This is a genomic window from Halovenus aranensis (assembly GCF_900100385.1).
GTDB lineage: Archaea > Halobacteriota > Halobacteria > Halobacteriales > Haloarculaceae > Halovenus > Halovenus aranensis.
The window spans coordinates 24,794-44,588 of the sequence record NZ_FNFC01000015.1; the positions used below are offsets into that span (position 1 = coordinate 24,794).

At 62.7% G+C, this 19,795-nt stretch carries 25 protein-coding genes; 17 read left to right on the forward strand and 8 right to left on the reverse strand.

The genetic code is table 11. The features are described 5' to 3' along the window. Nucleotides 1–103 precede the first annotated feature (103 nt). The 7 genes from BLR34_RS14005 to BLR34_RS14035 all read left to right on the forward strand — a co-directional run bounded on the left by BLR34_RS14005 (nt 104) and on the right by BLR34_RS14035 (nt 5,751). Nucleotides 104–1,297, forward strand: coding sequence for an ABC transporter permease (locus BLR34_RS14005; protein WP_176765340.1), 1,194 nt, complete (start codon nt 104–106; stop codon nt 1,295–1,297). Then, complete coding sequence (locus BLR34_RS14010; RefSeq protein WP_092704126.1) at nt 1,294–2,361, forward strand: ABC transporter ATP-binding protein; 1,068 nt, start codon at nt 1,294–1,296, stop codon at nt 2,359–2,361. The genes BLR34_RS14005 and BLR34_RS14010 overlap by 4 nt, the downstream gene beginning before the upstream one ends. Beyond that, on the forward strand, nt 2,354–3,649 hold the full coding sequence (locus BLR34_RS14015) for an ABC transporter ATP-binding protein (RefSeq protein WP_092704128.1): 1,296 nt from the start codon (nt 2,354–2,356) through the stop codon (nt 3,647–3,649). The genes BLR34_RS14010 and BLR34_RS14015 overlap by 8 nt, the downstream gene beginning before the upstream one ends. A gap of 75 nt (nt 3,650–3,724) precedes the next feature. Continuing rightward, nucleotides 3,725–3,898, forward strand: coding sequence for a DUF5786 family protein (locus BLR34_RS14020; protein ID WP_092704130.1), 174 nt, complete (start codon nt 3,725–3,727; stop codon nt 3,896–3,898). Continuing rightward, the gene (locus tag BLR34_RS14025) at nt 3,895–4,461 is read left to right on the forward strand and encodes an endonuclease dU (RefSeq protein WP_092704133.1); all 567 of its coding nucleotides are present in this window, start codon (nt 3,895–3,897) and stop codon (nt 4,459–4,461) included. The genes BLR34_RS14020 and BLR34_RS14025 overlap by 4 nt, the downstream gene beginning before the upstream one ends. Nucleotides 4,462–4,497: 36 nt before the next feature. Next, complete coding sequence (locus BLR34_RS14030; RefSeq protein WP_092704135.1) at nt 4,498–5,097, forward strand: uracil-DNA glycosylase; 600 nt, start codon at nt 4,498–4,500, stop codon at nt 5,095–5,097. Between the two features lie 42 nt (nt 5,098–5,139). After that, nucleotides 5,140–5,751, forward strand: coding sequence for an MBL fold metallo-hydrolase (locus BLR34_RS14035; RefSeq protein ID WP_092704137.1), 612 nt, complete (start codon nt 5,140–5,142; stop codon nt 5,749–5,751). A gap of 49 nt (nt 5,752–5,800) precedes the next feature. On the opposite strand, the gene BLR34_RS17115 is transcribed toward BLR34_RS14035, so the two are convergent. The 3 genes from BLR34_RS17115 to BLR34_RS14050 all read right to left on the reverse strand — a co-directional run bounded on the left by BLR34_RS17115 (nt 5,801) and on the right by BLR34_RS14050 (nt 7,563). Beyond that, on the reverse strand, nt 5,801–6,160 hold the full coding sequence (locus BLR34_RS17115) for a DUF8106 domain-containing protein (protein ID WP_176765341.1): 360 nt from the start codon (nt 6,158–6,160) through the stop codon (nt 5,801–5,803). 152 nt (nt 6,161–6,312) lie between these two features. Next, entirely contained in the window at nt 6,313–6,462 is a 150-nt protein-coding gene (locus BLR34_RS14045) for a 50S ribosomal protein L40e (RefSeq protein ID WP_092704140.1), read from the reverse strand. A 24-nt stretch (nt 6,463–6,486) separates the two neighbouring features. Further along, a complete protein-coding gene (locus BLR34_RS14050) occupies nt 6,487–7,563 on the reverse strand; it encodes an alpha/beta hydrolase (protein WP_092704143.1) in 1,077 nt (358 codons plus the stop codon). 39 nt (nt 7,564–7,602) lie between these two features. Here BLR34_RS14050 and BLR34_RS14055 point away from each other — a divergent pair, with 39 nt between their 5' ends. Further along, nucleotides 7,603–8,121 carry an 8-oxo-dGTP diphosphatase gene (locus tag BLR34_RS14055; protein ID WP_245683227.1) on the forward strand — a complete coding sequence of 173 codons (519 nt, stop codon included), beginning with the start codon at nt 7,603–7,605 and terminating at the stop codon, nt 8,119–8,121. Here BLR34_RS14055 and BLR34_RS14060 read toward each other — a convergent pair. From BLR34_RS14060 to BLR34_RS14075, 4 genes are all read right to left on the reverse strand, one after another. Beyond that, complete coding sequence (locus BLR34_RS14060) at nt 8,118–8,846, reverse strand: universal stress protein (protein WP_092704145.1); 729 nt, start codon at nt 8,844–8,846, stop codon at nt 8,118–8,120. The genes BLR34_RS14055 and BLR34_RS14060 overlap by 4 nt on opposite strands. Continuing rightward, on the reverse strand, nt 8,846–10,273 hold the full coding sequence (locus BLR34_RS14065) for an APC family permease (RefSeq protein ID WP_092704147.1): 1,428 nt from the start codon (nt 10,271–10,273) through the stop codon (nt 8,846–8,848). Before BLR34_RS14065 ends, BLR34_RS14060 begins: the two co-directional genes overlap by 1 nt. Nucleotides 10,274–10,319: 46 nt before the next feature. Continuing rightward, nucleotides 10,320–10,778: a pyridoxamine 5'-phosphate oxidase family protein gene (locus BLR34_RS14070; protein WP_176765342.1), complete on the reverse strand. Its 459-nt coding sequence runs from the start codon at nt 10,776–10,778 to the stop codon at nt 10,320–10,322. Between the two features lie 74 nt (nt 10,779–10,852). After that, a complete protein-coding gene (locus BLR34_RS14075; RefSeq protein ID WP_092704151.1) occupies nt 10,853–12,286 on the reverse strand; it encodes a sensor histidine kinase in 1,434 nt (477 codons plus the stop codon). A gap of 145 nt (nt 12,287–12,431) precedes the next feature. Between BLR34_RS14075 and paaI the strand changes: the two genes are divergently transcribed. The 9 genes from paaI (at nt 12,432) to BLR34_RS14110 (ending at nt 17,675) form a co-directional block, all read left to right on the forward strand. Beyond that, nucleotides 12,432–12,827, forward strand: a complete 396-nt coding sequence (gene paaI / locus BLR34_RS14080) for a hydroxyphenylacetyl-CoA thioesterase PaaI (protein ID WP_092704153.1) — start codon at nt 12,432–12,434, stop codon at nt 12,825–12,827. A gap of 3 nt (nt 12,828–12,830) precedes the next feature. Then, nucleotides 12,831–13,001, forward strand: coding sequence for a hypothetical protein (locus BLR34_RS17120; protein ID WP_176765343.1), 171 nt, complete (start codon nt 12,831–12,833; stop codon nt 12,999–13,001). A 43-nt stretch (nt 13,002–13,044) separates the two neighbouring features. Then, a complete protein-coding gene (locus BLR34_RS14085) occupies nt 13,045–13,257 on the forward strand; it encodes a DUF7561 family protein (RefSeq protein ID WP_092704155.1) in 213 nt (70 codons plus the stop codon). Nucleotides 13,258–13,327: 70 nt separating this feature from the next. Next, complete coding sequence (locus BLR34_RS14090; protein WP_092704157.1) at nt 13,328–13,714, forward strand: hypothetical protein; 387 nt, start codon at nt 13,328–13,330, stop codon at nt 13,712–13,714. Nucleotides 13,715–13,729: 15 nt separating this feature from the next. Beyond that, nucleotides 13,730–14,014: a GIY-YIG nuclease family protein gene (locus BLR34_RS14095; RefSeq protein WP_092704159.1), complete on the forward strand. Its 285-nt coding sequence runs from the start codon at nt 13,730–13,732 to the stop codon at nt 14,012–14,014. A 214-nt stretch (nt 14,015–14,228) separates the two neighbouring features. Next, on the forward strand, nt 14,229–14,381 hold the full coding sequence (locus BLR34_RS17765) for a DUF7837 family putative zinc-binding protein (RefSeq protein ID WP_449271824.1): 153 nt from the start codon (nt 14,229–14,231) through the stop codon (nt 14,379–14,381). A 63-nt stretch (nt 14,382–14,444) separates the two neighbouring features. Further along, the gene (locus BLR34_RS14100) at nt 14,445–15,242 is read left to right on the forward strand and encodes a ZIP family metal transporter (protein ID WP_092704161.1); all 798 of its coding nucleotides are present in this window, start codon (nt 14,445–14,447) and stop codon (nt 15,240–15,242) included. 123 nt (nt 15,243–15,365) lie between these two features. Continuing rightward, nucleotides 15,366–15,755, forward strand: a complete 390-nt coding sequence (locus tag BLR34_RS14105) for a hypothetical protein (protein ID WP_143414175.1) — start codon at nt 15,366–15,368, stop codon at nt 15,753–15,755. A gap of 177 nt (nt 15,756–15,932) precedes the next feature. After that, nucleotides 15,933–17,675, forward strand: a complete 1,743-nt coding sequence (locus BLR34_RS14110; RefSeq protein ID WP_092704165.1) for a radical SAM protein — start codon at nt 15,933–15,935, stop codon at nt 17,673–17,675. 9 nt (nt 17,676–17,684) lie between these two features. On the opposite strand, the gene BLR34_RS14115 is transcribed toward BLR34_RS14110, so the two are convergent. Continuing rightward, nucleotides 17,685–19,583: a tetratricopeptide repeat protein gene (locus BLR34_RS14115; RefSeq protein WP_092704167.1), complete on the reverse strand. Its 1,899-nt coding sequence runs from the start codon at nt 19,581–19,583 to the stop codon at nt 17,685–17,687. Nucleotides 19,584–19,795 lie beyond the last annotated feature (212 nt).

Here is a 19,795-nt window from a genome sequence, read left to right on the forward strand (position 1 = left end):
TTCACCGCAGAGTGTATACAGAATACCCCGCTATACGGTACGCATCCGGACTGTCACCGGCCATCTCGGCGTCCGGACAGACGAGACAGTTCCCCTCCAATCAATGACCGAACCCTCATCTGATACCCCTGATGTTGCAGAGTTCGAACGGATAGACTGGGACGACCACGGCGGCTGGCGGCGCTGGATATCCGCCGAGCGTGTGGTGTTACTCGTCGGCCTACTGGCGGTGGCCGACCTGTTCAATTACCACCGCCGCTCTGGTGACCTCATTCTCATCATGGAGTGGACGGTCGGCTGGGTGGACTGGCTCCTGCTTGTCTCGCTCGTCGTTATCTTGTCGTACATGGTCGTGCCACTCACAAAGCGCCCCCAGCGGGTGCGGCGGTTACTCGGCCACCTCCGCGGTCGCTGGGCGACAGTACTCGGCCTTGTCATCCTCGCTGGGTTGGTCGCTCTGGGCGGGTGGGCCACGCTCCGTGACTGGGTGCCGCTGAACACACTCGTCAACGGCGACTCGTTCGACACGCTGCAGCCGCCGGTCGGTGCCACGGTCGATACCCTCAGTTCCGGTGACTGTGTCGGGCCGACCAGCAGCGACGGAACCGTCTGTCACGGCTCCTGGGAGTACCCGCTCGGCACCAACAACCAGGCCTACAGGATGACCGACCTCCTCATGATGGGGACGCGACCGTTGGTTTATATTGTGCTCATCACACTGGGACTGGTCATGCCCCTTGCGACGGTCGTGGGCATCGTCGCCGGCTACCGCGGCGGTCTCGTCGACGACGTTCTGATGGGCTACGTCGACATTCAGCTCACGATGCCCGCACTGGCGGTCTATCTGTTCGTGTATATGTTCCTGCTGAACACGAAAATCATGTTTATCGTTGCGTTCGGCTTTCTGTCCTGGGGCGGCATCGCACGCATCGTCCGCAGCGAGACTCTCCAGCGTCGCGAGGAGGGGTACGTCCTCTCGGCGCGGGCTATCGGTGCCTCTGACGGGTATATCCTGCGCCGCCACATCTTCCCGAACGTCACAAACTCAGTGGTCCCGGCGACGTTTCACCTGATTTCGATAATCATTCTCACCGAAGCAGGGCTCGGCTTCCTCGGATTCAAACCGTTCGACCGGTCCTGGGGACAGACCATCGGCCAGGGCCTGCACAGGACACCACCGCTCGATGCGTGGTGGGTCGCAGCCCTTCCCGCGGCGGCGCTCGCGGTAACTGTCGTTTCGTGTAAGCTTGTCGGCGACGGCTTCCGCGATATTCTCGACCCACGAGGGAAAGCATGAACGAGGCAGTACTCTCAGTCAGTGACCTTCAGACGCATCTTCACACCGACGACGGCATCGTACGCGCAGTTGACGGCCTGAGTTTCGAGGTCGACCGCAACGAGACAGTCTGTCTCGTCGGCGAGAGCGGCTCCGGCAAGACGATGGCTTGTAACACCATCACCGGAATGGTCGGCCCGCCTGCGGAGATTAACGGCGAGGTTCGCTTCGACGGCCAGGACCTACTCGGCCTGTCCGAGTCCGAGCTGACGTCGGTTCGTGGCAACCGCATCGCCTACCTCTTCCAGAACGCACAGAACGCGCTTGACCCGGTGTACACGATTGGCGACCAGATTGCCGAGGCGATTACGTTCCACCAGGACACGAGCAGCGAGCAGGCCCGCGAACGGGCCGTCGAGTTACTCGCCACAGTCGGTCTCTCGCGGCCGGCCGAGCGCGTCGACGAGTATCCGCACGAACTCTCCGACGGGATGTGCCAGCGGGTCGCGATTGCGATTGCGCTGGCCGCCGAGCCAGACCTGCTAATCGCCGACGAGCCTGTCAGCGCGCTCGATGTGATGATTCAGGGGCGCATCATCGACCTGCTCGACGACCTCCGCGAGAAACGGGAGTTCTCGCTCGTCCTCGTCACCCACGACCTCCGAGTCGTCGCCTCGCTCGCGGACAGAATCGTCGTTCTCTACGGCGGGACCGATGTCGAGCGCGGCGCGGCGACCGACGTGTTGCAGACGCCTGCACATCCGTACTCTCAGGACCTCTTCGAGAGCTTTACCGGCGACGGCGAGAGCGAGGACAGTCTCGCCTCCCGGGACCCGATTCCGCCACAGGGCTGTCGGTTCCACCGCGAGTGTCGACACGCGGTCGACGACTGCCGGGCGTCGAAGCCGCCGTTTGCGGCCGTCGACGGCAACGAGTCCCACCGCGCGGCGTGTGTCTACTACGGCACAGAGCGCGACCCCGGCGAGCTACTGTTCAACGCCCGGCACGTCGGTGCGGCCTTCGACAGCGCAGACGAGCCACCGGGACAGACCGCCGAAACCGACGGAGGTGATAGAGATGAGTGAGGAGCCGCTGTTGTCGGTCCGGAACCTCGAAAAGCACTTTCCGGTGACCGAGGGGCTGCTCCGCCGGCAGGTCGATACGGTCAGGGCTGTCGACGGTATCAGTTTCGACGTTCATCGGGGCGAAGCCTTCGGGCTGGTCGGCGAGTCCGGCTGTGGGAAGTCGACGACTGCGCTCTCGATTCTCCAGCTTGAGGAGCCGAGCGGCGGCGAAGTCCTGTTCGAAGGTGAAAACGTCGCGGAGCTGGGAAAGCGCGACCTGCGCCGATACCGACGGCAGGTCCAGCTCGTGTTACAGGACCCCGAGTCCGCGTTCAACGACAGGATGTCTATCGCCGAGACCGTCGCAGAGCCGCTTCGCGTCCACGGGATGACTGACAGCGAGCGCCGGCGCGAGGTGGTCGAAGACGCGCTTGGACGCGTCGGCCTAGGCGAGGAGGACCCCGACAGCTTCCCACACGAGTTCTCCGGCGGCGAGAAACAGCGCATCGCCATCGCCCGGGCGCTCGTCCTCAACCCCGACCTCATCATCGCCGACGAACCGGTCAGCGCGCTCGACGGCCGGACCAAGTCTGACGTACTCAGTCTGTTGAAAGAGCTCCAGACGGAGTTCGACCTGTCGGTGTTGCTCATCAGCCACGACATCGATGTCGTCCGGCAGTTCTGTGACCGCGTCGCCGTGATGTATCTCGGCTCGCTCGTCGAGTCCGGGCCGACGGCCGAGGTCGTCGAGAACCCACACCACCCCTACACGCAGATGTTGCTGGGCTCGGTCCCAAGCCTCGACCCGACGGAGTCACACGCCAGCACCGACCTCCTGACCGACGAGTTGCCCGACGCCGCCGACCTGCCCTCGGGCTGTCAGTTTCACCCGCGATGTCCGGCTATCATTCCGCCCGCCGAGGTCGATTTGCCCCGCGAGGCGTGGCTGGGCGTCGTGGCGTTTCGCCTCTCACTGACCGACGGCTACGGGGATATCGACGCGTTCAGGCGGTCACTGTCGGGGACGGGCGACCTCGACGCGCGGGTGCGAGAGACCTTCGACATCCCGTCGCCCCTCCCAGATGCTGACATCGAGGCGGCGGTCACGGCGACGGTCGGCGCCCTCGACGAGGGCGACCTCGCGGGTGCCGGCGACCGGCTGACCGCGGCCACAGAGAGTGTCTGTGAGCGTCACACTCCCGAGCTACAGGAGACCGAAACGTCTCATCCAGTCGCGTGTCACCGCTACGACGACGACGAGCCCGGCAAACCCGAAACCGAGATTCAGGCGAATACGTTCGCCCGGTAGGACCTGCCACGCCGTCTCATGTCAACTGTTTTCGGGCGAGCAATTTTTCAGTCTGAATCTCATTGGTCTACGTGTATGGGGTTCGGGAGTTACGACGAATCCGAACAAGAAAATCAAGAACTCGACGCTGAACTCGACGACGACGAGGCTGTTACTGCCGGCGAGAACGACCACGACGGTCAGGTTGACTTCGAGTTCACGGCGTCGAACGACGAATTGCTCGAGAAACTCGAGGACATCAAAGAGTGAAATCCGGGGCTCGCGCCCTCGGCGTCGCCGAATCGTACCGCGCTGACACGAGTACGCTCGCTGGTGTCGTCACCCGTGTCGACTGCACCGTCGACGGGGTCGCGTTCGACACCTGCTCGGTTGGCGGCACCGACGCGACGACTGCTATCGCCTCGATTTTCGCTGCGCTCGGCCGTGACGACATCCAGTACCTGCTGGCGGCGGGTATCGCCCCCGCCTGGTACAACGTAATCGAGCTGTCTCGCCTGCACGACCTGACTGAGACGCCGGTGCTGTCGGTCAGTTTCGAGGCCAGTGACGGACTCGATGACGCGATACGAGACGCCTTCGACGGCGAGGCCGCCCGCCGGCGACTCGACAGCTACCGCGCACTGCCAGAGCGCCAGTCCGTCGCGCTCGGCGACGACACGGTCTACGTCCGCAGCGTCGGTATCGACGACGACGAAGCCGCGGCAGTCGTGCGTGCGTTCACGCCGGAGGGTGGACGGCCCGAGCCCCTCCGGGTGGCCCGGCTCGTGGCGCGTGGCGGGGATGCGTTTCGCCGACAGGTCGAGGACGGCTGACGACAGCATTTTCGTCCCGGCCGCCGTTCTCCTGGTATGGACGAGTCAGAGTGCTGGGACGGGACGGCGGTTGGGGTCACCGGCTGTGAGCGCTGTCGGGCGCTGGTCGACTCCCGGAGCCGAATCGTCGACGGCGTGGGACCGACAGACGCGGCGGTACTGTTCGTCGGGGAGGCTCCCGGCGCGAACGAGGACGAGGAGGGTGAGCCGTTTGTCGGCCGTAGCGGCGACGTACTCGATGATGGCCTGCGCCAAGTCGGTCTCGCCCGGGCCGACGTGCGCATCACCAACTGCGTCAGGTGTCGCCCGCCGGAGAACCGCGACCCGACCGGCGACGAACTGGCCAACTGCCGGGGCTACCTCGACCGCGAAATCGCGGCGGTCGACCCCGACCTGGTCGTCACGCTGGGCAAGGTGCCCGCCGAACACCTCCTCGACCGGTCGGTCGGCGTCACGGGCGAGGCCGGCGACCTCGACGCGGTGACTGTCGACGGCGACGAGTATCCGGTACTCGTCTGCGTCCACCCGGCCGCGACGCTGTACGACCCGAGCCAGCGCGATACCTTCGAGTCGACGCTCGCGGTGGCCGCCGAGTACGCCGGAGATGGCGGCCAGTCTACCCTCGGCGAGTTCTGAGGTGAGCCAACGTTCAAGCCGGTGGCGGGCCTGGGTTTCGGTATGGAAGTCATCACCGTCACCGCAGACGCTGCGGTGTTCACCTGTAACGCCTATCTCGCAGTCGGCGAGCAGACGACGCTGGTCGACGCCGGCGCGATGGACGGCGTCGAAGGCGTCGTTCGCGAACACACCGACAGCCTCGACGCGGTGGTTCTCACCCACCAGCACGGCGACCACGTCAGCGAACTCGACGCGGTACTCTCGGCGTTCGACGCCGACTGTTATGCCTACGGCGACCACCCCCAGAAGACACACGACCTCGCAGACGGCGACCGCGTCCAGGTCGGTGACGAGCGCTGTGAGGTGGTGTACACGCCGGGCCACGCCGAGGACCACGTCTCGCTGGTCGGCGAGCGGGCGCTGTTTTCGGGCGATGTCGTCGTCTACAACGACGGCGCGTTCGACGACGGCAGTTTCGGCCGGACAGACTACCCCGGTCAGTCCCGCGAACGACTCATCGAGTCACTCGAAGAGCTGCTCGACCGGCTTCCCGAAGGTCTCGACCGGCTGTACGCCGGCCACGGCGACACCTACGAGGGAGACGTTCGAGCGGTGATAGAGCGGGCGCTAGGGCGGGCACAGCGTCGCGAGCCAAAATATCCGGACGAATAGAGCCGTCAGCCGGGACAGGGATGTCCAGAGAGGTGGTGTGGGAGACGTGTTACGGCTGACAACAGGGCGAGTCGGTCGCCGTCGATGGGGAGCACGGCGTCCCGTCTCGTGAGCCGCCCGGCATGCACAGTCGCCGACCCAACGCGAGACAGCGGGTAGTCATCCGTGCGAGCGCGAGACTGCAGGCGACCACAGGGAGCAGCGTGGGCGCAGTCGTCGGCTCGACACGGGGTCTGACGGTCACTGTGTCGCCACAGGCCGGACACTCGAAGCGGTCGCCCGCCGCCGTCGACGTTACCTGCCAGTCGCCACAGACCGGACTTTCGTGCCAGCACGTCGGACAGAACAGTACTGCCTTCTCCCGGGCGAGGCACGCGTCCGCGCTGGCGGTGGCAGGGGTCGGCGACATGCATCTCTGTGTTGGCGACGAACCCACATAAGTGTGGTGTCGGATGGTCTCTGATGGTATTGAATGTCTGCAAAAGACAATAAGGGCGTATTAGGGAGACGACAGACTGCTGTGGCTCGACGGTGCAGGCGTCCGCAAAAGCCAGACGGGCGTTATGCGCTGCGCGTTTCGCGTGCCTTCGGCCGGAGATTCTTGTATCCACATTTCCGGCAGCTGTTGGCACGCTGGGAGTTGCGAGCGTTACACCGCATGCAAATCTGGGCTGTGAAGAGCCGTTCCTCTGCTTCTTCGAACTTGGCCATGTCAGTGGGTTATCAGCGGCGTGGTTAAGAGTTTCCGATTCGAGTCGTCGCGTCGTCGAGATGTGCGGTCAGTGCAGACAGCACCTCGTCGTGTTGCTCGATGTGCGGGGAGTGGCCCGCCCCCTCGACGACGAGTTCGTCATACTCGCCGCCGGCGTCGGCGTATTCCTCGAACACCGCCCGAGTCTGGCTGACCATCGGCTGTGGCGGGTACTCGTCTTCGCCGGGCCACTCCGGGAGTTCGCCGATTTTGCCGAGGTAGCCGGCGTCGAAAAACGAGGTGTCGGAGATGATGCGGTCCTCTGCGCCGCGAATCCAGAGAATCGGCACCGCGGGGTCGATGTCGACGATACCTGTCAAATCGAGGTACTTCGGCGAGAGTGCGTTGTTGGTCCCGCCCTCGCCCGGCGCGACGCCGGGCCAGTTCTCCGAGGCCGTCGCGTCGCCGGGGTAGTAGTCGTCGCCTGTCTCGGTGTTCAACAGCGCGTCGACGTAGGCGTCTTCGAGTTCGGGGTCGAGTTCGGTCTCGGGCGCGAGATAAAACGAGCGCATGACGTTGCGCGGCGAGGCGTCGGAGTCGGCCCTCCGGTCGCCCGCCTCCAGACGCTCGATGAAGTCGTCATTTGCCATCCCTGCGCCAGTCCCCGCGTAGTCGGGCTGGCAGGGCGTTCCGTCGCGTCGGGTGCCGCCGTATCCGTGCGGCGAGACGGGATTCAACAGCGCAAGCGACGCCACCGATTCGGGCTGTTCGATGGCATAGCGCATCACGACACCGCCGCCAGTCGACCAGCCGACCAGCGCGGGCTGTTCGATTTCGATTTCGGCCACGAGCGCCCGGATATCCTCGGCGAAATCTCGCAGGCCGCGAGTCGCGTCGATAGGACGGCGTTCCGAGTGACCGTATCCGCGCAGGTCCGGCGCAATCGCCCGATACCGGTCGGGGAGGTCGGCGAGGAGTTCGGCGTAGAACCGTGACGAGGAGGCGTTGCCGTGGACGAACACCACCGGGTCGCCGTCCGCGCGGCCGGTCTCCAGCAGGTGTGTTTCGAGGCGGTCCGTCGACACTGTCCGGGAGCGAACCCCGTCTGGCAGGGACGACATATGTCACCGTACGCGCAACCGCCGAATAAATGTGGGGCTGTGGCAGACCACAACGGCTACCTGCCGGGAGAGCAACCCACAGGTATGAACGAGTCGACGCTGTGTCACCCCATCATCGACGGGGAGTTGCTGTTGATTCGGAAACAGCGCGGGCTCGGTGAGGGGAACCTCGTCGGCCCAGGCGGAAAAGTCGAGGACGGCGAGACCGCCATGGAGGCGGCCAGGCGGGAAGTGCGTGAGGAGCTACGGGTCGAGGCGACCGGCGTCGAGAAACGGGGCGAGTTCGGCTTTCACTTCCGAGATGACACGCCGGACGACGACTCGATGTACGTCCACGTCTTCACCGCCGACGGCATCGAGGGGACGCCACAGGCGACCGAGGAGGCGGTGCCGGAGTGGCACACCGCCGAGGACCTCCCCTACGACGAGATGTGGGTCGACGACCGGATATGGATGCCCCACATGCTCGACGGGCAGACGTTTACCGGGACGTTTGTCCTCACCGACGAGGGCGACGCCATGCACCGCTACGAGATGGACCTCGGGGTCGACTTCTAGGGGTCGCGCTGGACGACGACCACGGGACCGAGGAACTGTTCTGCCACATCGTCGGCGGCCATCCCGAAGACAAAGGTCGCAAGCGAGGGTTCAGACTCGCCCATGACCACCACGTCGTAGCTCGTCGCGGCGTCGGCAATTGCCGCCCGCGGACCGTCCTCGCGCCCGATTTCGAGGGCGATTGCGTCCTCGTCCATCCCGCGGTCGACCAGCCGGTCGCGGACGGCCCCGAGCATCGTCTCGGCGTCTGTGTCTGACTCGTCGTCGGCCGCCAGGTGATACAGCGTCACCGCCGCGTCGGTGTCGGCGAACAGCCCGGCAACGACGCGGGCGATGCGCGAGGAGCCGATAGTCCCCCGGACGGCGACGAGGACGCGTTCCGGGGGACGCGTCGCGTTTGCCACCAGCACCGCGTGACAAGCGTGGTCCCGGATCTGTCGGTCGATTGTCTGCTGTTTTTCGTGTGTGAATACCAGTTCCGTCTCGACGGTCGCGCCCGCGGCTTCGAACATCGTCGCGAACTCCGCGAGACGGTCGGTGGCGCGGTCCTCGAACTGCAGGCGGGCCTGGCCCGGTGCAGTCTGGTCCGGGACGACGTGATAGCCGAGCACGACCACGTGAGCGTTCCCGAGGAGTTCGGGGACGCCGTCGGGAATGCCGTCGCCGTCGAGGACGCGAACCGGAACGAGCACGGTCGGTCGCTCTGTCGAGTTGGTGTCTGTCATCAGAAATCACCCTTGAGTTGAACGTCGTCTGCGTAGTACCGGGCCCAGCCGTACGAGACAGCCATCACGAGTACGCCGACGACGATGGACGCGGGCTGCATGAACACGATGAGCGCGGCGCTCGCGAGCGCGCCCGTCGCCGGCAGAACGGGGACGCCCGGCATCTCGAAGCTGGGGTCGTACCAGTCGGGGTCGCGTCGCCGCAGCGCCAGCAACGCAACGCAAATGAGGGCGTACATCACGAGGTGGAGAAACGACGCCACCTCGGCCAGCAGTTCGACTTGGCCGGTCGCGACGAGGACGGCAATCGGCCCGCCAGCGGCGAGTAAGGCGATGTGTGGCGTCCCGTACCGGAGGTTGATGTCGCTGGCCCGGCGGGGAATCAGCGCGTCCCGGCTCAGCGCGTAGACGGTTCGGGACGCACTCAGGATAGAGGCGTTCGCGCTCGAAAACGTCGCCAACAGCCCCGCGACGAGGATGGCGACCGCGCCCGGCAGGCCGAGAAAGTCTCGGGCTACCTCGACCATCGCCGTCTCGCCGAAGCTCTCCAGTCGGTCGGCACCGAACGCGCTCGTTGCCACGAAGATGGTCACGACATAGAAGACCGTCACGATGAGGACCGAGCCGACCATCGCGAGCGGGAGATTCCGGCTGGGCTCTTTGATGTCGCCCGCGACCGTGGCCACCTGTGCAAAGCCCAGATAGGACGTAAAGACGAGCGCGGCGGTCTGGAGTACCGGAAAGTACCCCTGTGAGAACAGCGTCCCCGGGGCCGACTCGCGCCCGAAGACGCCGAGTGCGTCGAGCGAGCCATAGGAGAGAAACGCCGTCAGGATGACGAGCAAGACGATGACGACGACGTTCTGTATCTTCGTGGTGTTCTCGGTGCCGGCGATAGACAGCGCCGTCAGCGCCACCGCGAACAGCAACGCCAGCGGAATCACCGGGTCGAGCGACAGTGTGACACCGACCTCGGCAAGCACCGCAGTCGCGTAGTGGCCCAGTCCCACGAGGTAAAACGCCGAGGCGAAGACCAGCCCCATCCAGAGCCCGAGACCGACGACAGCGCCGTAGCCAGTCCCCATGCTCCGGGAGATGAAGTAGTAGCCGCCGCCGCTCCGTGGCATCGCCGTCGCGAGTTCCGAGGCCGGTAGCGCGACCAGCAACGCGATAGCGCCGCCGATACCAAAGGACAGCGTCGCCGCGGGACCGGCATTGCCGGCCGCGAGCCCCGGAAAGACGAAGATACCCGCACCTATCATCGTCCCGATGCCAATGGCCAGGCCGCCAACGAGGCCGATTGTCCGTTCGAGTTGGGCCTCCTCGTGGACCGTCGTCTCCTCGGTGACATGCGATGGCTCGTCGGCGGGCTCGTCGCCCACTGCATTCGTCCCTTCCGTGGAAACGTCGACGTCTGTATCGGCCATTGGTCATATCAGCTCACAGAGACTTATAAGCGTACTGCCGGGAGTGTTACTGGTATGCCTGCCCCTTTCGACCAGTCATCTCCTCGGGGACGAGTGCGAGGTGGCGCACGCCGGTCATCGGGTCCGACGGCGGGAAGATAGTGGGGAACCAGGCGTTCTCGTCGAGTACGTCGTCCATGTACTCGATATCGTCCTCGTTCACCTGCCGGACGGTTCCCCGGACGACGACGCTTTTCCAGTCGAAGCGGGTGCTGACCTGGTAGGTCGTCAGACAGGCCGTGTCGGTCTCGTCGAGATACGCGAGCTTTTGACTCTCGTCGCCGAACTCGAGGAGTGACGTGTACAGCCACTCGCCGTCGTACCCGAACGAGATGGGGACGCCGTAGGCGTCGGCGTCGTCGGCCAGCGCCAGGATGCCGTGGCCCTGTTCGGTCAGAAACTGCTCGATTTCTGTCTCTGTCATCTCGATACCCCCCAGCGTCTCTGTAGTCTCGTCGGTCGTCATCCTAGCAGATGTGTGAACGACCAGCATAATGTGTATTGTCACCGTTCCAACATCGTGGGAACGAGTGTCAACAGTCAGGTCCAGTCAGCGGCCAGGCTGTCCTGTGGCTCCTGGTCGGTCGTCGGCAACTCGACGACGAACGCCGCGCCGCTGGGCTCGTTGTCCTCGGCCCAGATGCTGCCGTTGTACTGGTCGACGAGCGTCGACACGAGAAAGAGCCCGAGACCTGTGCCGGGGCTATCGGGGTCCATCGCGCCTTTACCGAAGATGTCTCGCTTGTGCTCGTCGGGGATACCGGGACCGTTGTCTGCGATGCGAACGCGGACCTCGGTGTCGATTTCCTCGGCGCTGACAGTGACCGTGGGGTTGTCCGACTCGTTGTGACGGACAGCGTTGCTCAGGAGGTTGCCAAACACAGAGGAGAGAAGCTCGTTGGCCCGGACAGACACCTGCGGCAGAGTGTCGACGCTGATGCTCGCCTCGCCGTAGCTCGCCCGTTTTTTCTCGATTTCCGTCTCGAGTACGCTCCGGAGCGCGACGGGTTCGAGGTCGGGGTCGTCGTCGCCGTCGAGCGACTCGACGAAATCACGCGCGGTCGCGGTGAGTTCGGCGATGTGGTCGCTCGTGTCCTGGATGCGGTCGAGGAAGGTCCGGCCGGTGTCGTCGACGTGGTCTTCGAGGCGTTCCGACCACGACACCAGTAGCTGGAGGTCGTTGTTGATGTCGTGTCGGACGATACGGTTTATCATGGCGAGACTCTCGTTTTTCCGCTCGAGCTTGCGCTCGTTGTGTTTCTGGTGGGTAATCTCGCGGCTCACGAGCTGGATCGACTCTTCGCCGACCGTCGAGAGCGGGACCGCGATGTTGTGGAAGTGGCGGACGCCGACGCTGTCTTGGAACGTGACTGCGTTGTCTGTCGCGAGCGCGCGCTCGCACTCTTCGAGGCGGCCGGCGGCAACGTCTTCGGGGAGAAACGCTGACAGCTGACGGCCGACCAGGTCGGACTGGGCGACGCCGAACTCGGTTGCGGCGGCCTCGTTTGCGGCGAGTATCTCGCCGTCGGGGCTGAGCTGTGCGATGCCGTCGGGAGTGTTGTCGATGAGCTGTTCGTACTTGCGCTGGGTGCGTCGCTGTTCGACGACGTTCTGGATGCGGTTGACCAGCAGGTCGAGTGACTTCTCCATGACGGCTTCCTTGAGGAGATAGTCGTCGACGCCCATGCTGATGGCCCGGCTCGCGGTCGACTCATCGCCCTGGGCAGTGAGCAAGACGAACGGCACGTTCGCGTCGACCATCTCGAACAGCTCCAGCCCGGAGGTCTCGGGCATCTCGTAATCGCTCACGATGCAGTCGATATCGCTATCACGCAGCTCGGCTAGCGCGTCGTCGGCGTTTGTTGCCATCTTCGTCGTGATGCCGTACTCGGTAGTGAGCTTGTCAGCGAGCATCGAGACGAAGAAATCGCTGTCGTCGACGACGAGTACGCAGAGAGAGTCTGTGCGAACCATAGCCGTGGTCTATATTAGTTAGATATGCTGATAGTGATATACAGTTGTTGGTATCGACACCGGGTGTGCCGGTGTCGCGACTGCGTGGCACCCCTGGTAGCTGTACGGCGGAGCTTATTTGACACTCGTCAGCGAACGGGCGACTATGACAGGCGTAGACGACGAGGTACGTGAGCGAATCGACGCCGACCCGTTCTGTGAGACGCTCGGAATCGAGCTAGTCAGCCTCGACGCCGGGTCTGCCAGAACAGCGCTGACGGTCACCGAAGACCTGCTCAACTTCCATGGAACGCCACACGGCGGCGCAATCTACTCGCTCGCCGACGCGGCCTTCGCCGCCGCCTCGAACTCACACGGGGAGACCGCACTCGCTCTGGAGACGAATATCTCCTATCTCGACGCCGTCGAGGTCGGCGAAACCCTGACCGCGACCGCCGAGGAGACACACCTCGCTGGCGCGACCGCCGAGTACGAAATCGTCGTCACAGACGAGGCAGACGACCGCGTCGCCACGTTCCGTGGCCGCGTCTACCGGCCCTGACAGATGGACCGACAGACTGCGGGTATCCTGGCCAGTAGCATGCTCTCGTTGTGTGGAGTGGCGCTTATCGGCCGCGGGACCCTCGAAGGCGACACCAACAGCGTCGTCATCGGCGCGAGCGTCATGGCTATGGCCGGCGGAGCGATGGCCGCGTTCTCGACAGCAGGCGACTGAGTCGGCGGGAAAGTGTCTTGTCCGGCGAGTCCCTACATCGGGTATGTCGCGTGAGCCGTGTGACGGCTGTGGAACGGCAGTCACCATCGGGTCGGCGTCGGCCAACCTCTGGTCGTTCAATCAGGAGTCGACCGGCGGACTGGTGCTCGAACTCGCAGACGGCACCGAACACTTCCTCTGTCACGACTGCATCGACGCCCTCCCCGACGACCGCGAGGTGACCGCCGCAGATGTCGATGCGCTCTCTGCGGACTGAGAGCGCCCGATATGATTACTCACAGACAAGAGCCGAATGACTAATAAGCGCCCGCTTTATCACTCAGAGTATGCGAGACCGACTTACGAGACGGCAGTTCGTCGCAGGAACAACGATGGCGTCGCTGGGAGCCACCGTCGGGCTCGCCGGCTGTCTCGGGGGCGGTGGCGGCGACGGCGTTCCAGACGCCTCGTTTACCTTCACGGTCGAGGGCAACACGCTCACTGTCACCCACGACGGCGGTGAGGCTCTCAACGAGGACAACGCTGGTGCTGTCCAGATACTCCGGAGCCAGGAGGACACCGAAGCGCTACTTCAGGGGTGGGAACTCCCAATCGAAGAGGGCGACAGCGTCGACGTTGGCGGACAGTTCCAGTCCGGCCAGACGATTATCGTCAGGTGGTTCACGACCGACGAAGAGGAGTTCGCAGACCTCGCCTCGTACGACATCGAGTGACTGCGTCGGGCGACGATGGGCCACCACTACGTCTACGTCCTGGAGTGCAGCGACGAGACCCTCTATACCGGCTACACCACCGATGTCGGCAGACGTGTCGCCGAACACGACGCGGGCGACGGCGCGAAATACACCGCCGGGCGAACCCCCGTCTCGCTGTGCTACGTCGAGTATCACGACAACAGAAGTACAGCGCAGTCTCGCGAGTACGCCATCAAATCACGCTCGCGCGACGAGAAGGCCGCGCTCGTCGCGACGACCGACGACCGCGTCGCTGTCTGTCTCGACCCGCCCTCGTGACCTGCTGTGCGGTCACACTTCGAAGCCGCTATCCTGTGTCGCCCTACGTCTCGCGTGATACCACACCACACAGCACTCCCGTCTGCCAGTTTCACTTTCACTCCGGGTGGGTTGCCTATTTATTCCCGAACGTTCATGGGTTATGTAGAGGGCGTCACCCTCGCTCTCGACAAGAGTGTCACACGCTCTTTCCCCCCTTATGACGCACCCACCCATGACAGCCCATTGTCCGTCCCTACGTGGCACGTGTCCGTCCTGTGGCGCAGAGATTGGCGACCGTCACGTCCTGATACAGTACGACACCGCTGCCGGCCCCGGTGTATACGCAGAGTGTCCGAGCTGTCGAGACGTTATCAGTCCGGAGTGACCGCCCCCGGCCCGAGCAGCGGTCCGGTGGCGCTTTGTACAGGTAGCCGGTAGCTAGCAGTAGATGGTCGTCTTCGAGAACCTCGTTCTGGTGTTCGTCGCTGGCCTCGTCACCGCGTTGGCGACTGGACTCGGTGCGTTGCCGTTTTTCTTCTTCGACTCGATACGCGACCGCCACAGCGTCGTCCTCTGGGGGTTCTCCTCGGGCATCATGGTGTCTGCCTCGACGTTTGGTCTCGTCCAAGAAGGACTGGCCGAGGGGACGCCTCTCGAAATCGCCGCCGGCATGGCTGTCGGGGTCGTCTTGGTGGTCGTCGCCCACGACGTGCTCGTCGACGCCGACATCGACCCGCGCGAGTACGAGGAGGCTGATTTCACGAAGCTCGTCCTCATCCTCGGTATCCTCACGGTCCACAGCTTTCCGGAAGGGATTGCCGTCGGCGTCTCGTTTGCCGACCTCGGGCTAGAGGGCGGGCTCTCGGTACTCGGGTTCACGGTGCCGTTGCTCGCGGTGTTTATGACCGTCGCTATCTCGATTCACAACATCCCGGAGGGGACCGCGATTTCGATTCCGCTCCGGTCGATGGGCGTCTCGGAGTCGAAGATGGTCTGGTGGGCGGTGTTCTCCAGTCTCCCCCAGCCTCTCGGTGCGGTCATCGCGTTTGCCTTCGTCAGCGTCGCCCGAGCGTTCCTGCCGTTTGGGTTCGGCTTCGCGGCCGGGGCGATGATATATCTCGTCCTCACGGAGTTCATCCCCGAGGCGCTCGACCTCGGCGAGGGGCTTCCCCGCGGCGGCAAGCCACAGCTCGCCGGTGGTATCGTCCTCGGCGTCGCGTTGATGGTGCCACTCGCGTTCATCTGAGCCAGGCTAGCGTCGGACGCCAGACAGCGAAACGGCAGCCTGAGCCGACAGACCTGGACAGGCCGACACGCTCGATGTCCACGGTAGGCGAAGGTTTATGTTTCTCATCTCCAATCATGGTATATGGTATCAATTCACTCGTTAAATCACGTGGAGTACGAGAGCCGCGGGGAGGTCGGCGTCTGGACGATTACCGACTTCGCCGCGTACGTCCAGTCGGGGGAGATTGACGCCGGAGAGGAGCATTACCGCGAGGAAGCGTCAACGGAGGAGATGAGCGCCACGGTCGTCGCTATCGAGAACGCTGAAGCCCTCGGGAGGGAGATGAGTGACACGCTTGAGCGGATTAACGAGGAGTGGTCACAGCTGGCAGACGATGTCGGAATCGACCGGCACGCGTACGTCGCCGATGGGATGATAGCCAGTGCGGCCAAGGTAAAGATGGAAGCCGACGTCGAGACTGAGTCGTTCGGGTCGGTCGAGGAGTCGGTCGAGTGGTGTAAGCAGGCCTGAGTTCGTTACAAGGGATTGGGACCTCTGTGTTTCCGGCGATTACCGCGAGAGACTGCCAGATGTGAGACCTCCGCCGTGTAACCAGCAGTGTCGGTGTCACACGCGTGGTGTCCGGTACAGACCGGGTAGAGCCTGAAGTAGACACCGTTTTCAGGAACGAGCGGCTACAGCCCTCTCATGCAGGACCCGGCAGAGATTTCCGTCACGCTCGTCGACGGCTACGTCGACGAGCCCGCACATTTCGGCGTGCCGCCCTATATCTCGACGTACCCCCGGTACGTTGCGGGCGCACTCGTCGACGCCGGCGTCCCCCAGTCGGCGATTACATATCACACTATCGACGCGCTTCGAGACGAGCGCGACCGCTGGCAGGACGTGGCGACGGCCGACCTCGTCGTCTACGTCGGCGGAATGACTGTCCCCGGCAAGTACGTCGGCGGCACCCCCGCCGAACCCGAGGAGGTCCGGCGCATCGCCTGGACCGCCGAGGGGACGACGCTGATGGGCGGGCCGGTCCGGTTTGGCGTCGGCGAGGAAAACGCCGGTGCCACCGAGACCGAGCGCGAAGACCTCGACTACGACTTCGTCGCCAAAGGCGACGTGGAGGCCGCGGCCTACGACCTCGTCCACGGCGGCCTCGAAGGCTTCGGCGACCGGATGCGCGACAACGACGAAATCACCCGCTGGGCCAAACAGGGCGCCTTCGTCGTCGAGCAACACCCAAATCATCCCGAATATCTCATCGCCGAGATGGAGACCTCGCGGGGCTGTCCCTACCGCTGTTCGTTCTGTACGGAGCCGCTGTACGGCGCAGACCCCTCCTTCCGGACGCCCGACTCCGTCGTCGGCGAGACCGAGGCGCTCGCGGAGTACGGCCTCCGGCATTTCCGACTCGGCCGACAGGCCGACATCCTCGCCTACGGCGGCGACGGCGAAGCGCCAAACCCCGACGCCCTCCGCGAGCTCTACGGCGGCATCCGCGAGGCGGTCCCCGACCTGGGGACGCTACACCTCGACAACATGAACCCCATCACCATCGTCAGGTGGCCCGAGAAATCCAGAGAAGGAATCCGAATTATCGCCGAGCACAACACGCCGGGTGACACCGCCGCCTTCGGCCTGGAGTCGGCCGACCCGGTCGTCCAAGAACAGAACAATCTCAACGTCACCGCCGAGGAGTGTTTCCGCGCGGTGAAAATCGTCAACGAGGCCGGCGGCTGGCGCCCGGGAGGCCCGGCGGCCTCCGAACGCGCGAACGGCGACAGGGAGACCGCCCCCAATTTCGGGTCGAACGCCGCCCGTCGCCTCCCGAAGCTGTTGCCGGGTATCAACCTCTTGCACGGCCTCCAGGGCGAGCGCCGGGAAACCTTCGAGCACAACCGGGAGTTCCTCCAGCGCGTCTACGACGAGGGGCTGATGGTCCGGCGGGTGAACATCCGCCAGGTGATGTCTTTCGAGGGCACCGAGATGTCAGACACCGGCGCGGACATCGCCCACGACCACAAGAAGCTGTTCAAGCAGTACAAGACAGAGATTCGCGAGGAAATCGACAATCCGATGCTCCAGCGCGTCGCGCCGCCGGGGACGGTGTTAGAGGACGTCCATCTGGAGTACCACCAGGACGGCAAGACCTTCGGCCGCCAGCTTGGCACCTACCCGCTGCTCGTCGCGGTCCCCGGCGAGCGTTCCCTCGGCAGGGTCGTCGACGTGGCGGTCACCGACCACGGCTACCGCTCGGTGACAGGCGTTCCTTACCCTCTGGATGTCAACGACGCCTCGATGGACGAGCTGACCGCAATCCCCGGCATTGGCCGCCAGCGCGCCGGCGACGTGGTCGTCGACCGGCCCTACGAGTCGATACCGGACCTAGAGAACATCGACCAGTTCGTCACCGTCGGCTCTCCCGAGGGTGCTGACTGAATCGTTAATTTACGAATCCGGTTTGTGTTCCCGAAGTAACTCAATTAGCTCTTCGATCTCTTCTCGTTTCTCTGTATCAAGGTTTGCATCCACCAGCCAAGAGTCAAGATGTTCGAAATCCCAATCCGTGGTGAATTCTTTCTCACAGAGATTCTGATATTCTTCCCTTTCAGAGGTAGCATCCTCGTCATGGAGAATTTTAGCGATAAGCTCCAAAAACACACTCATTGTTTGCCTGTAAGTTGAGTCACTATGTGCTTTCGCTTCTGAAGCGTCGTCGAGAGCCAAATTATATTTTCCAGTGATAATCCTCATTTCGGCTCGATTCTGTAGCGCGATGACAGACTCGGAAGTAATCTCGATGGCCTGTGTATGGTCTTCGATGGCATCTTCGTACCGGCCAAGCTCAGCCTTTACATTGCCCCGGTTGCTGTAAGCAGGCGCGAAGTCTGGATCAAGTTCGATAGCCTGAGTGTGGTCGTCAATAGCCTCCTCATACCGGCCAAGCTTATCCTTTACATTGCCCCGGTTGCTGTAAGCAGGCGCGAAGTCTGGATCAAGTTCGATAGCCTGAGTGTGGTCGTCAATAGCCTCCTCATACCGGCCAAGCTTATATTTTGCATTGCCCCGGTTAGTGTAAGCGTCTGCCTTGTCGAGATTGCGTTCAATGGCCCGGGTATAGTCGTCGATAGCCTCCTCGTACCAGCCAAGCTCTTTTTTTGCATTGCCACGATTGTAGTAGGCAACGGCGTGGTCTGGGTTGAGTTCAATAGCTTGAGTATAGTCGTTGATTGCCCCCTCATTTTGACCCAATTCTTGCTTCGTCATTCCGCGGATACTGTATGCCACTGCATCGTCTGGCTTGTCGTCGATTACGTCATTAATGAGCGCCAGCGCTCGTGCATAGTTTCCATCATCATATTCCTCAGTGGCTGCCCACCTCTTTGACGTTCTCTCACGGAGTTCCTCTTCTTCTTCACTGGTGGCTTTATTGTCCCCGTCTGCCACCGTTCCACGGAGCTTTTCTGCTCTCTCCTCGGCTCTGTCGACAATGTCGCTCGGTGCCGGTAACTCCACATCTGGGATTTCCTCTTCAAACTTTGCCATCAGACTCCCAAATGACTCAATTTCGACGAGGTCTACGTTTGGTTGTTGTAGCAGTTCCTCCACTTCCGGTCGAAGATTATCAGCAGAGCGCACACACCAGTAGATACCATACTGTGATAATTCCGCATTGCGAAGCGGCTCCATGATTGACTCGTCACCACCGCTGTACCCCACGACGACCAGCCCGTATTCCTCTACGGTTTGTTTGACCACTTTACGCATCGTGGGCGCTAAGTTGTCTGTCTCCGAGTCCGTGTTTTTCAGGTTGTTATACAGATAATCACCGTGGAGCTTCACGATGGTCGAATCGTCGTTGGTGAGTCTAAACTCTGGAGCAAGGGCCTGGTGGGCAAGCACATTCGGCTTATCTTCGAGGTATAGATAGAACGCATCGAACAGCAGGTCATCGAAATTCGGCGTAAGTACGTGTGGAATATAACTCTCAGACATCATCTTAGCAAGAACTAGGTGATGCAACGTCGGGTCAACATCGTCAACTAGTTCCTGAATGTATTTGCGTCGATGGACTTCCTTTGGGTGGCACTGCTCAAACCAAAACCCATATTCACTCTGCTCGGCCCCAATCTCTTCTTCAGCCGTTTCAATCCATGCATCGCGTTCTTTGTCTGTCTCTGCTTGTTCGTAACGCTCTGTTTGCCACTCTTCGATAAGCTCTCCAGAAGTCGGGATTCCAGCCTGCTTGGAAGTCCCTGCTCCTGTGAGAAAAGCATGCTTTTGATATTCTGTCACATCCGCAATGAGTTGAGATACATCGACCTTGGAAACCTCTGCGTCTGCCATTATTCTGGATGACTAATCGAATACATCTAAATCTTGCCCAGTTTGATTAAAGACACACAATTCGGGATGAAACGAACAATCAACTAATCTTGAATGTTCCATTACACAGTTCATAACTTCTTGTCTTGACAAGCAGTGGTGTGAATTAGTAGAGATTGGATGCTTTCACGCTTGACCGGACAGTCCCTGTCTTTGCCCGGCGCAGTTTTTCT